Source organism: Tessaracoccus zhenghani, from assembly GCF_055326325.1.
In genome coordinates this window covers 13,640-26,789 of record NZ_JBUZNQ010000003.1, presented here as the reverse complement: position 1 = coordinate 26,789, position 13,150 = coordinate 13,640, and the positions used below count along the sequence as shown (strand labels likewise).

Genomic DNA, 13,150 nt, shown 5'->3' with positions numbered 1-13,150 from the left:
TTACCCATTAGGGTTCGAGACATGAACATCCTGCCTACCGGCCAACAATTCCTCATCGAGTCCGGGCCGTACACCGCGGTCGTGACCGAGGTGGGCTCGACGCTGCGCAGCCTCACCCGCGACGGCGTGGAGTTGCTGCACACGTTCCCTGAGGACGGGTCGCCCAGTTCCTCCATGGGACGCCAGCTGGTGCCGTGGCCGAACCGCATCCGCGACGGCCGCTACACGTTCAACGGTGTGGATCAGCAGCTCCCGATCAGCGAGGTGCCGCGGAACAACGCCATCCACGGCCTGGGCTCTGACCACGCGTGGCGGCTCGTGAGCCACGACCCTGACGAGGTGGTGCTGACCACCGTCATCTACCCGCAGACCGGATGGGACGGCGTGCTGGAGGTCGAGATCAGTCACGCGCTGGACGACGGCGGGCTCACCGTCACGGTGACGGCGCGCAATGCGGGGCAGAAGGCGCTCCCCTACGGCTACGGCACCCACCCGTACCTGGCCGTCGACACCACCGCCGTGCTCACCTCGCCGTTCCCCTATGAACTGGCCGTCGACGACCGGCTGCTCCCCGTGGAACTGACCGACGTGACCGCTGAGCACGACTTCCGGGAGCCCCGGGAGATCGGCAGCACGGAGTTCGACAGCGCGTTCCGGATCGACGAGGGCCCGTGGGAACTGACGGTGGCCGACGGCACCCGCACGATTGCCATGTGGGCCGACGCGACGCTTCCGTGGTGCCAGATCTACGTGCCGCCGACGCGCAATGCGATCGCCGTGGAGCCCATGACCTGCGCCGCCGACGCGTTCAACGAAGGCCCCACCCACGAATCGCTCATCGTGTTGCAGCCCGGCGCCGAGACGTCGTCGCGCTGGGGCATCCGGGTGGACGCCGTCGAGAACTAATCAGTGGGCGGTCTCCGTGGCGCGGGACTCCCGCACCACGGTGATCCGGATCTGTCCCGGGTAACTCAGCGTCTTCTCGACCTCTGCGGCGATGTCGCGGGCCAGCGCGTGCGCCCCCGCGTCGTCGATATGGTCCGGTGAGACCATGACGCGAACCTCGCGCCCGGCCTGCATGGCGTAGGCGCGCACCACACCTTCGTGCTTCGTGGCGATGTGCTCGAGGTTCTCCATCCGCTCCACGTACGCTTCGAGCGATTCACGCCGGGCACCCGGGCGGGAGCCGGAGATGGCGTCTGCTGCCTGCGTGAGCACCGCTTCAACGGTGCGCGGCTCGACCTCGTTGTGGTGTGCCTCCACCGCATGAGCGATGTCCTCGTGCTCGCCGTACTTGCGCAGCAACTCCGCCCCGATGATGGCGTGCGGACCCTCCACCTCATGGGTGAGCGCCTTGCCGATGTCGTGCAGGAAGGCGGCCCGCTTGCACACCGTCACGTTGAGGCCCAGCTCCGCTGCCATCACGCCGGCGAGGTGCGCGCACTCGACGAGGTGGCGCAAGACGTTCTGCCCATAGGAGGTGCGGAAGGCCAGTGCCCCGACGATGGGCACCAGGTCCGGGTGCAGGTCCACGATGCCCACCTCCGCCAACGCGTCCTCGCCGGCGCGCAGCACGCGGTCGTTGATGCGGCGCAGGCTGCGCTCGTGCACCTCTTCGATGCGGGCCGGATGGATCCGCCCATCGGCGATGAGGTCGACGAGCGTGAGGCGCGCGGTTTCGCGGCGCACCGGGTCGAAGCTGCTGAGCAGGACGGATTCGGGGGTGTCGTCGATGAGGACGTTGACCCCCGTGATCTGTTCGAAGGCACGGATGTTGCGCCCTTCGCGGCCGATGATGCGGCCCTTCATGTCGTCGCTGGGCAGGTCCACCGTGCTCACCACGGACTCCGACGTCTGTTCTGAGGCGACCCGCTGGATGGCGGTGGTGATGACGCGGCGGGCGATCTGGTCCGCTTCGCGCTTCGCCGTCGCCTCGATGTCGCGGGCGATGGAGGTGGCGGTCAGTTTGGCCTGCTTCTCTGCTGCTGCAAGGACCTCCTTGCGGGCCTCCTCGACCGACAACCGGGCGACGCGTTCGAGTTCGAGGGCCAGCCGCTCCTCCTGCGCCTGGAGTTCCTCCCGCTGCTCACGCAGCTGGATGCGCTGGGCATCGAGCCTCTCCGCGCGGGCGACGAGTCCCTCGGCCTCAGCGGAGAGGCGGTCCTCGCGTTCGTGGAGGCGGGATTCACGACGTTCCTGTGCCGCCCTCGTCTCGCGCAACTCCTGGCGTTGCCCGGCGAGCACGGCTTCCATCTCGCCTCGACGTCGCTCGGCGTCCTCCAAGGCTTCGCGGGCGCGTTCCTCGACGGCGCTGGCCGCCGCCTGGGCGGTGGCCCGCACAGAGGCCACATCATCCTTGGACCGGCGTTCCCAGGTGAGGCGCTCCGCGATGGCTTCGGCCGTCCGGCGCCGCAGGAGGAGGCCCAACACGATGAGCCCGACCAACGCGGCCACTGCAATGATCCAACCGAGCTCGGGCACGGCGCCTCCTCATATCCGGACAGTCCGGCCACAAGCACCGCACAAGGTGGTTGGCAACAATGTCGATAGGGACGACAAGCCCCTGCGGCCAGAAGGCCGCAGCGGCACAGGTGAATGTCTTCTGTCTAGGTGTTGTCAGTGAAGTTTCAGGTTTCAATGCCCCAACCGAAGCCGGGGCGGTTCATGCGGGGCCAAGGGCCTTGCCGACGAGCCTATTGCTCACCTGTGGAAAACTCAACCGGTTCATCGTCCCACCCGTTGCCCAGCACCTCTTCGAGCACGCCGCTGACGATGCCACCCGAGAAACCCCTGCGGGCCAGCACACCGGCCAGCCGGCGGCGCGCGACGTGCCGTTCAAGGCCTGTGAGCGAGCGCACGCGACGGCGGGCCAACGTCAGCGCAGCCTCTCGCTCGTCCTCCGGATCCAGCTGGGCCAGTACCTCGTCGGCGATCTCGCGGTCAATGCCCTTGGCCTGGAGTTCCTGCCGGATGCGGACCCTCCCCCGCAGCCCGAACTCTGCGCGCGTCGAGGTGAGCGACTGAGCGAAGGCCGCGTCGTCGATGAGCCCCACCTCGGTGAACCGCTCGATGATCTCATCTGCGACGTCTGCAGGGACGTTGCGCCGCTTCATGACGGTACGCAACTCCTGCTCCGAGCGTGCCCGCGTGGCCAACTGATCCAGCGCGATCTTGCGAGCCACCTCCACCTGGGTGACCCGCTCCTCCGCGCTGCGATCAGAAGTCAACTTCTCCGGTCTCCGGGTTCACGCCCTCCGGCACGGCCTCCTTGTCGATACCGAGGTGGACGCGGATGCGACGCTCGATGTCGTTGGCGACCTCGGGGTTGTTCTTCAGGAAGGTTCGGGCGTTCTCCTTGCCCTGGCCCAGCTGATCCGACTCGTAGGTGAACCAGGCGCCGGCCTTGCGCACGATGCCGGCGTCCACGCCCATGTCGATCAGCGAGCCCTCGCGGGAGATACCCTGGCCGTAGATGATGTCGAACTCGGCCTGCTTGAAGGGCGGGGCCACCTTGTTCTTGACCACCTTGACGCGGGTGCGGTTGCCCACCATCTCCGTGCCGTCCTTCAGCGTCTCGATGCGGCGCACGTCCAGGCGGACGGAGGAGTAGAACTTCAGCGCGCGGCCACCGGTGGTGGTTTCGGGGCTGCCGAACATCACGCCGATCTTCTCGCGGAGCTGGTTGATGAAGATGGCCGTGGTGTTGGAGGTCTTGAGCGCACCCGTCATCTTGCGCAGCGCCTGCGACATGAGGCGGGCCTGGAGACCGACGTGCGAATCGCCCATCTCGCCCTCGATCTCGGCGCGGGGTGTCAGCGCGGCGACGGAGTCGATGACGACGAGGGAGAGGGCGCCCGAGCGCACCAGCGTGTCGGCGATCTCCAGGGCCTGTTCGCCGTTGTCCGGCTGCGAGACCAGCAGCTCGTCGGTGTCGACCCCGAGCTTCTGGGCGTAATCCGGGTCCAGCGCGTGCTCGGCGTCGATGAAGGCGCAGATCCCGCCGTCGCGCTGGGCGTTGGCGATGGCGTGCAGCGCGACGGTGGTCTTGCCGCTCGACTCCGGGCCGTAGATCTCGACGACGCGACCACGGGGCAGCCCGCCGATGCCGAGCGCCACATCCAGCGCCACGGAGCCCGTGGGGATCACGTCGATGGGCTGACGATTGTCCTCGCCCAGCTTCATGACGGAGCCCTTGCCGTGGGCCTTCTCGATCTGGGCGAGCGCCGCCTCCAGCGCCTTGTTACGGTCCGATGAGGCCATCAGGATTTCCTTCCAGGAACCGGCTGATGCCGGAGGTTTCGATGTCACTGTCACTGTAGGTAGCGGGCCCGACAATTTTCGATGAGCCGGTTCCGCTGTGGACAACCGCCGAATTCAACATAGGCGAACAGACGTTCTAATGCGAACCGACACGCCGCCGATTCAGCGCAGTCTCGTGGGCAGTTCCAGTTGTTTCCACACAGCGCGCCAGATGGTCTTGCACGGGATCCCTGCACCGAGCGCTTCGCGGACCGTGCGACCCCCCAGGTCCTCGAGAACGACGGATTCCGCCCAACTCGCGGCATATCCAGCGGGCAGAGCCTCGTTCATTCGTTCCCAGAGTTCAGCTTCGCGCACGCGCCAACGGTACACGCCGCGCGATGATGGGCATTCGCGCAGATCCTTGTGTCAAAACTGGGCCCCCTGCGCACTGGAAGTGAGCAAGGGCTAGAATCTCGCTCAACATTTGTGCGTATGTTGCACAACAGGCCACTTCGGCGCAAAGGAGTCCCCACGGATGAATGCACCCGGCACACCCTCCCATAAGCGATCGGACCGGATGGTCGCGCTTTTGGCACTCCTGACGGAGCAGGGCCAGTTGCCACTGTCCTATCTGGCGGACCAACTGGGGGCGTCGGCCGCAACGATCCGACGCGATGTCGCACTCCTGGCGGCCCAGGGCCTCCTCGAGCGGACCCATGGAGGAGCCCGCCCCATGAAGGGCAACAGGGAACTTCCGGTGCGGTTGCGCGACGGCCGGAATCAGGACGCCAAGCGCCGGATCGCCCGGACGGTGGCCGGCATCATCCCCGCGGGCAAGCACGCCATCGGCCTGACAGGCGGGACCACGACCGCCGAGGTGCTCCGCGCCCTCAGGCACCGCGATGACCTGACGATCATCACGAACTCACTGAGCATCGGCCTAGAGGCGGCGGAGCAGGGCCAGGCCCGCGTCCTGATCGCCGGGGGCGTGCTGCGCTCGAGCTCGCTGGAACTGGTCGGTTCGCTGGCTGAATCAACCATGAAGCTGGTCAACGTCGGCACGGCGGTGGTGGGCGCCGACGGCGTCAGCGCCACCGGGGGCCTGACGACGCACGATGAGATCGAGGCCCGCACGAACCTGGCCATGATCGAACGGGCCCAGCGGGTCATCGTCGCGATCGATTCGACGAAGATCGGTCACACCACGCTGGCCAAGGTGGCGGACATCAAGGACATTCATGTGCTGGTGACGGACGCCGGGGCCCCGGAGGCTGAACTTCAGCGGATCCGGGACGCCGGCGTCGAGGTGCACGTTGTTGAGGGGCCGCGTCACCGCTGACGGGTCAGGCGGCCACCGCCACCCGGGGCACACGCTGGGCCTCGAGGGTGGCGAGCTTGCCACTGATGGAGATCATCAGATCCGACAGGGACACGTCGAGCGCGGAGGCGATGGCGAAGAGCACTTCGCTGGAGGCTTCCTTGTGACCGCGCTCAATCTCCGAGAGGTAGCCGAGCGAAACCATGCTGGCCATGGAGACCTCTCGCAGGGTCATGCCGGCGCGCATCCGGAGTTCCCGGAGAGTCTCGCCCATCACCTTGCGAATCAGAATCGTCTTCACGGCTGTTTCCTATCTGACGACGGGCCGAGTGCCCGCTGTCGATAGGTCCAACCGCAAAGGGGGGCGGTTTGTTCCCGATCAGCGAAAAAGTTTGTCCAGGTTTCTCTAGAGAACCCGCAACAGCATCTCGAACGCATGCTCGGTGGCCGCGCGCCGGACGGCCTCCCGGTCGCCGTCGAAGGTACGCAGTTCGGTGTACTGCGGCGGGGACGACATCCCGACCCGTGGACCCACCACGGCGAACCAGACGGTGCCGACCTTGGCGCCGTCCGTCTCCGTGGGACCGGCGACCCCGGTGGTGGCGACGGCCCAGTCGGAGTTGCAGCGGCGTTGCGCCCCGAGCGCCATCTGCAGCGCGGTCAGTTCGTTGACCACACCCTCGCGCTCGATCAACTGCTCGTCGACGCCGGCCAGGCTGTGCTTCAGGTCCCGCGCATAGGTGATCAGGCCGCCGCGGTACGCCTGGGAGGCCCCGGGCACTGACGTCAGTTCGGCCCCGATGCCGCCACCGGTCACGGATTCGCACGTGGCCAGGGTGACCGAGCGGTGGGTGAGCTTCTTGATCAGTTCGGCGGCCAGCGTCATGCCCGTAAGGCTACCTGCTCACGCCTGCTGGGCGCGGCCCTTCCGGCGGATGACCCACGCGTGACGCAGGTAGTCAAAGCCGGTGACGACGGTCAGGATGAGCGCCGCCCACATCAGCAGCCAGCCGATGAACTCCACCGGCCCCGGCAGCATGTGGACGCCGAGGCTGAAGATGATCAGCGCGAAGGTCTGGGTGAGCGTCTTCAGCTTCCCGCCCTTGTTCGCGGCCATGATCCCGTACTTGGCGATGGCCGCGCGCACCCAGGTGATGCCCCATTCGCGCACGAGGATGATGATGGTGAAGTACCACGGCAGCTCGCCCAGGATGCTCAGCGAGACGAAGGCCGCGCCTGTCAACGCCTTGTCCGCCACCGGGTCCCAGAGCTTGCCGAAGTCTGTCACCAGGTTGTACTTGCGGGCGATGTGCCCGTCGGCCAGGTCCGTGAGCATCGCCACGACGAACACGACGGTGGCCCAGAGCCGCCAGGTGAAGTCCTGCGGACCGATGAAGAGGAAGGCCACGTACACCGGCACCAGGAGGATCCGGATGACCGTGAGGATGTTCGGGATGTTCCAGTTACTGGCCGCCCCGTCCGACGCCGCACGACGGGGCCGGTCGCTCACACTCTCACTCACAGTGCCTCCGCAATCAGATCGATGCCCTCAGAATCCACGACCCGGGCGCTCACGAGGCTACCGACGGGCGCCTCACGGTCCAAAGTCACCGCACCGTCCGTCTCAGGAGCCTGGTGTTCGGCCCGGCCGGTTGTCTCGCCGTCCTCGTTGCTCTCGACCAGCACGACGACGGTGTCGCCGATGCGGTCTGCCGCACGGGCCTCGGCGACGTCCACCGCCACATCGGCGAGCATGGCACGACGTTCCTCGATGACGTCGTCAGGAAGGTGGTCCGGCAGCGACACGCCCTCGGTCCCCTCCTCGTCGGAGTAGCCGAAGACGCCCAGCACGTCGAGTTGGGCGGCGATGATGAAGTCCCGCAGCGTCTGCACGTCCTCGTCGGTCTCGCCGGGGAAGCCGGCGATGACGTTGCTGCGGATGCCCGCCTCCGGGGCGATCGCGCGGATCCGGCCGATGAGGTCCAGGAAGCTGTCGGGGTCACCGAAGCGGCGCATGCGGCGCAGCACGGTGCGCGACGCGTGTTGGAAGCTCAGGTCGAAGTACGGCACCACCTTGTCGATGCTCAGCATCGACTCCACAAAGCCAGGGCGGATCTCGGCGGGCTGGAGGTAGCTGACGCGGATCCAGTCGAGGCCGTCGACCTGCGAGAGCCTGTCAAGCAACTGCTCGAGCCGCACGTCGGCGCCCATGTCCTTGCCGTAACTGGAGGTGTTCTCGGAGACCAGGAAGAGTTCCTTGGCGCCCTCCTGCACCAGCCAGCGGGCCTCCGCCTCGAGTTCGTCGATGGGGCGGGAGAGGTAGGAGCCGCGGAAGGCTGGAATCGCACAGAAGGCGCAGCGTCGGTCACAGCCGGAGGCGATCTTCAGCGAGGCGCTGGGGCCGCCCATCAGGCGACGGCGGGCCCCGGGCAACCAGACGTGGCCCGGCACCGCGACCTCGGGTGCTGCCGCAGGGCGGGCCGACGGGGTGAGCGGGAGCAGCTTGCGCCGGTCGCGGGGCACGTGCGAGATGGCCTTCTCGCCGTCAAGGATGCCGCGCAGCCGCTCCGCGATGTCGGCATAGGCGTCGAAACCCAGGACGGCGTCCGCCTCGGGCAACTCAGCGGCCAGCTCGACGCCGTAGCGCTCCGCCATGCAGCCCACCGCGACGACAGACTTGACCATGCCGCCGTCCTTGAGGTCTGCGGCGGCGAGCAGCGTGTCGATCGAGTCCTTCTTCGCCTGGGCAACGAAGCCGCAGGTGTTGACCACCACCGTCTCCGCGGTCTCCGGGTCGTCGACGAGGGTGAACCCGCCGTGTTCGAGGCGGGCTGCGAGTTCCTCGGAGTCGACGTCGTTGCGGGCGCAGCCGAGGGAGGCGATGTGGACCGAGTGGGTAGTCATGGTGGGCCTAGTATCCCACCATCAGCTGACGGAGAGGTTGGCGAGGACCTCGTCGAGGTCGTCGGGCTTGACCAGCACCTCGCGGGCCTTGGAACCTTCGGACGGTCCCACCACTCCCCTGCTCTCCAGGATGTCCATCAGTCGGCCGGCCTTCGCGAAGCCGACGCGGAGCTTGCGTTGCAGCATCGACGTGGAGCCCAGCTGCAGTTCCACCACCAAGCGGCAGGCGTCGAGGACGAGGTCCAGGTCGTCGCCGATGTCGTCGACGACCTTCTTGTCGCTCCCTGCCGCGACCGCGACATCCTCGCGGTAGTTGGGCTGGAGCTGCTGGCTGATGAAGGCCACGACGTCGCGGATCTCGGACTCGTTGACCCAGGCGCCCTGCACGCGGATGGGCTTGGAGGAGCCCATCGGCAGGAAAAGCCCGTCGCCCTTGCCGACGAGTTTCTCGGCGCCGGGCTGGTCGAGGATGACGCGGGAATCGGTCATCGACGACGTGGCGAACGCGAGCCTGGAGGGCACGTTGGCCTTGATCAGGCCGGTCACCACATCGGTGGACGGGCGCTGCGTTGCCAGCACCAGGTGGATGCCGGCAGCTCGGGCCAGCTGGGTGATACGCACGACGGAGTCTTCCACGTCACGCGGGGCCACCATCATGAGGTCGGCGAGCTCGTCGACCACGACGAGGAGGTACGGGTACGGCGTGAGCTTGCGCTCCGAACCGTCGGGTACCTTCACCTGCCCGGCGCGGACGGCCTTGTTGAAGTCGTCGACGTGGCGGAACCCGAAGGCGGCCAGGTCGTCGTAGCGCATGTCCATCTCGCGCACCACCCAGGCGAGCGCCTCGGCGGCCTTCTTCGGGCTGGTGATGATGGGGGTGACCAGGTGCGGGATGCCCTCGTACTGGTTGAGTTCCACGCGCTTGGGGTCGACCAGGAGCAGGCGAACCTCGTCCGGTGTGGCGCGCATCATCACGGACGTGATCAGCGAGTTGATGAAGCTGGACTTGCCGGAGCCGGTGGCGCCCGCCACCAGGAGGTGGGGCATCTTCGCCATGTTGGCGACCACGAACCCGCCCTCGACGTCCTTGCCGAGGCCGACCGTCATCGGGTGGTGGTCGTTCTTGGCGCGGTTGGAACGCAGGACGTCGCCCAGCGAGACGACCTCCTTGTCCAGGTTCGGGATCTCGATGCCGATCGCCGACTTGCCGGGGATGGGCGTGAGGATGCGGATCTCGTTGGAGCCGACGGCGTAGGCGATGTTGTCAGCCAGGCCGGTGACCTTGCTCACCTTGATGGCGGAACCCAGCTCGACCTCGTACCGGGTGACAGTCGGGCCGCGCGTGTAGCCGGTGACCCGGGCGTCGATCTCGAACTCGCGCAGCACGGCACCCAGTTGACGCACCACCTTGTCGGACGCCTCCGTGCGCGCCTTGGGCTTGGAGCCCGGCGCGAGCGTCTGGTCGTCCGGGAGTTGGTACATCACGTCGCCGCTCAACTGGAGCTGCTCGGCCGGGCCGGGAGGCGTGGAATGCTGCGGTGGCTCCGGTTCGAGGGCCTTGGCGTTCTTCGGGCGGCCCGGCACCTGCCGCGGCTCCGCCGGCGCAGCCGGGACCGGATCAGGCTCCGCGTAGGAGTCGCCGAGGTAGTCGAAGACCTCGGCATCGTAGGAATCCTCGACCTCGGGATCCTCCACGGGGTCGTCGATGAGGGGGCTGTCGTAGGGCACGGCCACGCCGAGCTTGAGCTTGTCCTTCGGCGTGGGGTCGCCGTCGTGTTCGACGAGCGCGCCGAAGAATCGCGAGACGCCGGCGCCCAGTTCGCGGACGGGGCGGCCGATGACCAGCAGCGCTCCCAGCAGCGTCACCACGATGAGCAGCGGCACGGAGGCCCAGACTGTGAGCAGGTCCGAGGGGATGGAGGAGGAGACATAGCCGAGTACACCGCCGGCCGCGCGCACCGCCTCCATACCGTCGGTGTTGGGGCGCGGCAGGCCGGCCCCGATGTGCACGAGCCCGAGCGAGCCGAGCGTGATGAGGAACCAGCCCAGACCGGTGCGCGGGGCCGCGTCGACGTCGTGCGGATGCCGCAGGACGCGCCACGCGCCATAGAGCAGCACCGCGGGGACGACCACCGACAGCGAGCCGAAGACGGTGCTGACGCCCGTCTGGAGCCACCGGCCGACGGGGCCGTCGAGGTAGAACCAGAAGCGGGCGGCCACCACGGCGCCGAGCATGAGGAGCACCAGCCCCCAGCCGTCGCGGCGGAGCTCGGGGGCCACGTCGTCAGAGTTGCCCCCGACGCTGCGTGCCATCCAGCCGACGCTGCCCGCGATGCCGCGGAAGATCGCGGCGATGCCCTTGCCGATCCCTCCGACGATGGTCACACCGATGCCGGGGCCCTGCTTCTGCGGCTTCGCGGGAGCGGCCTTGGTGGCTGCCGGCCTGCGGGTTTTCGCCGTCGATGTGGTGGCCCGGGTCCGTGTGGAGCCCGAGCTGGAGGTACGTTGCTTGGCACCACCGGAAGAAGACGCACGCGCCTTGGTGGTGCTTCGCGAAGGGGAAGATCCGCGAGTCGCCATGTTCGTCACCCTAGCTGACGGGGCGGACGTCGCCGTTATCCCACTCCCGCGCGCGGCGGGTTTCCCACCGGTCTCAGCCGAAGTGGTCCCAGCCCATGGAGCCCTCGTAGGGCGCCCCGTCGACGGTGATCCCGGTGCCGGCGCTGACCGCGCCCACGCGCACCCAGCCTTCCGGAAGGGTGGTGCCGGACGGGAAGGTCGCCGCGAGCGCGTGGTCCTCTCCCCCTGCCAGGATCATGCCGAGGGCGGGCTTGCCGGTGGCGGCGGCCACGCGGGCCACCGGGTCCGGGATGCTCAGCTGACCGGTCACGACGTCGATCGAGACGCCGGAGCCCTCCGAGATGTGCCCGAGGTCTGCGAGCAGCCCGTCGGAGATGTCGATCATGGCGGTGGCTCCCGCCTCAGCGGCGACCCTGCCCTGACCGTACGGGACGTGGGGTGTCTGGTGCTCCAGGACGGCGTCCTTCGGGGACCCGAAACCGCGCTGCAACGCGATCAGGCCCGCCGCGGAGAGGCCGAGGTTGCCGCGGACGGCGACGATGTCGCCCGGCTGGGCGCCGTTGCGGGTGACGGGAGCACGGCCCATGGTGTCGCCGATGGCCGTGACACAGGCGACGATGTGCTCAGAGCTGGACATGTCGCCACCGATGAGGCTCACCCCGGCGGTGCGGCACTCGGCACGCACGCCTGCCTCGAAGTCGTCGACCCACTTGGGGTCGAGGTCCTTCGGGAACGCGAGGGCCACCACGATGGCCGACGGGCGGCAGCCCATGGCCTCGAGATCCGAGACGTTGACCGCCACGGACTTGCGCCCGACCGCGTGCGCCGGGCTCCACTGCTGCTTGAAATGGACGTTCTCGATGAGGATGTCGGTGCAGACCACGGTGTCGCCCTGGAGGGAGACGACCGCGGCGTCGTCTCCGACGGAGAGTTCGACGTCGGAGTTGACCTCGAGGCCCTGGGTGACGCGGGCGATGAGTTCGAATTCGCCGATCATCGCAACCCCACCGGCCGGGACATCGCCAGGCTGATGAGGCGGTCCACGAGCTCGGGGTACGTCATGCCGCTCTCCTGCCACAGCGTGGGGTACATGGAGATCTCGGTGAAGCCGGGCATCGTGTTGACCTCGTTGATCCAGGCGCCGTCGTCCGTGACGAAGAAGTCTGCGCGGACCAGGCCCTCGGCGTCGACCGCGTGGTAGGCCCGCACGGCGAGGGCGCGGAGCCGGGCGGCGAGGTCGTCGCCGAGCTGGGCCGGCGCGTCGAGAGCGGCGCCGTCCTCGTCGAAGTACTTGGCTTCATAGTCGTAGAAGCCGTCCTCGGCCTGCACGCGGATCTCGCCCACCACGGAGGTGCGGCAGCCGTCCGTGCCGTCGGGGTCGCCGAGGACGGCGACCTCGAGTTCGCGTGCGCCGACGAAGCCCTGCTCCACGACGATCTTCGGATCCCACTTCTGGGCCTCCGCGATGGCGTCGTCGAGCTCGGCGGGATCCGTGATGCGGACGATGCCGATGGAGGAACCGCCACGGGCCGGCTTGATGAACAGAGGGTATTCGAGGCGGTTGATCTCTTCGAGCACGGCCGCTCTGTCGTGGGTGAGGCGGTGCGCAGAGGCGACGACGTAGGGCCAGACGGGTAGCCCTGCGGCCTCGAAGGCGATTTTCATGAAGTGCTTGTCCATGCCCACCGCCGAGGCCGTGACGCCGGAACCGACGTAGCGGATCCCCATCATCTCGAACATGCCCTGGAGCGTGCCGTCCTCACCGAACGGCCCGTGCAGGAGCGCGAAGGCAACGTCGATGCGGTGGATGTCGACGAGCTTCTCGCCGGACCGGGTGGCGACCTCACAGCCGTCCTCCCCCACCATCCACACCGCGTCGTGCTGCGGCTCGGCGACCTGGGGCGCCTGTCCGTCGACGATGCGGTAGGCCTCGATGACCTCGAGCGGCACCTGGGTCCAACGGCCCGTGCGGGAGATGCCGATGCCGTGGACGTCGTAGCGCCCCTTGTCGATGGCCTTCAGTACCGATGCGGCCGTCAGGCACGAAATGCCATGTTCCGACGACTGGCCGCCGAAGATCAGTGCGACCCGGGTGCGTTCACTCAC

General features: G+C 67.9%; 13 protein-coding genes. 2 read left to right on the top strand and 11 right to left on the bottom strand.

The annotated features are described in order from the left end of the window. Window positions 1-21 precede the first annotated feature (21 nt). Window positions 22-906: an aldose 1-epimerase family protein gene (locus tag ACZK4S_RS07205; RefSeq protein WP_158069021.1), complete on the top strand. Its 885-nt coding sequence runs from the start codon at window positions 22-24 to the stop codon at window positions 904-906. Here ACZK4S_RS07205 and rny read toward each other — a convergent pair whose 3' ends face one another. From rny to ACZK4S_RS07185, 4 genes are all read right to left on the bottom strand, one after another. Beyond that, window positions 907-2,481: a ribonuclease Y gene (gene rny / locus ACZK4S_RS07200; protein WP_076058420.1), complete on the bottom strand. Its 1,575-nt coding sequence runs from the start codon at window positions 2,479-2,481 to the stop codon at window positions 907-909. 212 nt (window positions 2,482-2,693) lie between these two features. Then, on the bottom strand, window positions 2,694-3,227 hold the full coding sequence (locus ACZK4S_RS07195; protein ID WP_459397858.1) for a regulatory protein RecX: 534 nt from the start codon (window positions 3,225-3,227) through the stop codon (window positions 2,694-2,696). Further along, entirely contained in the window at window positions 3,217-4,263 is a 1,047-nt protein-coding gene (gene recA, locus ACZK4S_RS07190; RefSeq protein WP_076059417.1) for a recombinase RecA, read from the bottom strand. The genes ACZK4S_RS07195 and recA overlap by 11 nt, the downstream gene beginning before the upstream one ends. Before the next feature lie 159 nt (window positions 4,264-4,422). Beyond that, window positions 4,423-4,617, bottom strand: coding sequence for a DUF3046 domain-containing protein (locus ACZK4S_RS07185; protein WP_463643851.1), 195 nt, complete (start codon window positions 4,615-4,617; stop codon window positions 4,423-4,425). Between the two features lie 202 nt (window positions 4,618-4,819). Here ACZK4S_RS07185 and ACZK4S_RS07180 point away from each other — a divergent pair, with 202 nt between their 5' ends. Further along, entirely contained in the window at window positions 4,820-5,581 is a 762-nt protein-coding gene (locus ACZK4S_RS07180; RefSeq protein WP_076058418.1) for a DeoR/GlpR family DNA-binding transcription regulator, read from the top strand. Window positions 5,582-5,585: 4 nt separating this feature from the next. Here ACZK4S_RS07180 and ACZK4S_RS07175 read toward each other — a convergent pair whose 3' ends face one another. The 7 genes from ACZK4S_RS07175 to ACZK4S_RS07145 form a co-directional block, all read right to left on the bottom strand. Then, a complete protein-coding gene (locus tag ACZK4S_RS07175) occupies window positions 5,586-5,861 on the bottom strand; it encodes a helix-turn-helix domain-containing protein (RefSeq protein WP_076058417.1) in 276 nt (91 codons plus the stop codon). 105 nt (window positions 5,862-5,966) lie between these two features. Then, a complete protein-coding gene (locus ACZK4S_RS07170) occupies window positions 5,967-6,446 on the bottom strand; it encodes a CinA family protein (protein ID WP_076058416.1) in 480 nt (159 codons plus the stop codon). A gap of 18 nt (window positions 6,447-6,464) precedes the next feature. Continuing rightward, a complete protein-coding gene (pgsA, locus tag ACZK4S_RS07165; RefSeq protein WP_233120656.1) occupies window positions 6,465-7,082 on the bottom strand; it encodes a CDP-diacylglycerol--glycerol-3-phosphate 3-phosphatidyltransferase in 618 nt (205 codons plus the stop codon). Further along, entirely contained in the window at window positions 7,079-8,464 is a 1,386-nt protein-coding gene (rimO, locus tag ACZK4S_RS07160; protein WP_076058415.1) for a 30S ribosomal protein S12 methylthiotransferase RimO, read from the bottom strand. The genes pgsA and rimO overlap by 4 nt, the downstream gene beginning before the upstream one ends. Before the next feature lie 21 nt (window positions 8,465-8,485). Beyond that, the gene (locus tag ACZK4S_RS07155) at window positions 8,486-10,777 is read right to left on the bottom strand and encodes an FtsK/SpoIIIE family DNA translocase (RefSeq protein ID WP_463644130.1); all 2,292 of its coding nucleotides are present in this window, start codon (window positions 10,775-10,777) and stop codon (window positions 8,486-8,488) included. Between the two features lie 340 nt (window positions 10,778-11,117). After that, on the bottom strand, window positions 11,118-12,041 hold the full coding sequence (locus ACZK4S_RS07150) for a thiamine-phosphate kinase (protein ID WP_076058414.1): 924 nt from the start codon (window positions 12,039-12,041) through the stop codon (window positions 11,118-11,120). After that, the gene (locus ACZK4S_RS07145; RefSeq protein WP_076058413.1) at window positions 12,038-13,150 is read right to left on the bottom strand and encodes a D-alanine--D-alanine ligase family protein; all 1,113 of its coding nucleotides are present in this window, start codon (window positions 13,148-13,150) and stop codon (window positions 12,038-12,040) included. Before ACZK4S_RS07145 ends, ACZK4S_RS07150 begins: the two co-directional genes overlap by 4 nt.

Bases quoted from the DNA above. Each gene is read 5' to 3' on its own strand.
- ACZK4S_RS07205 (WP_158069021.1), top strand. From the start codon at position 22: ATGAACATCCTGCCTACCGGCCAACAATTCCTCATCGAGTCCGGGCCG.
- ACZK4S_RS07180 (WP_076058418.1), top strand. From the start codon at position 4,820: ATGGTCGCGCTTTTGGCACTCCTGACGGAGCAGGGCCAGTTGCCACTG.
- ACZK4S_RS07170 (WP_076058416.1), bottom strand. From the start codon at position 6,446: ATGACGCTGGCCGCCGAACTGATCAAGAAGCTCACCCACCGCTCGGTC.
- rimO (WP_076058415.1), bottom strand. From the start codon at position 8,464: ATGACTACCCACTCGGTCCACATCGCCTCCCTCGGCTGCGCCCGCAAC.
- ACZK4S_RS07155 (WP_463644130.1), bottom strand. From the start codon at position 10,777: ATGGCACGCAGCGTCGGGGGCAACTCTGACGACGTGGCCCCCGAGCTC.
- ACZK4S_RS07150 (WP_076058414.1), bottom strand. From the start codon at position 12,041: ATGATCGGCGAATTCGAACTCATCGCCCGCGTCACCCAGGGCCTCGAG.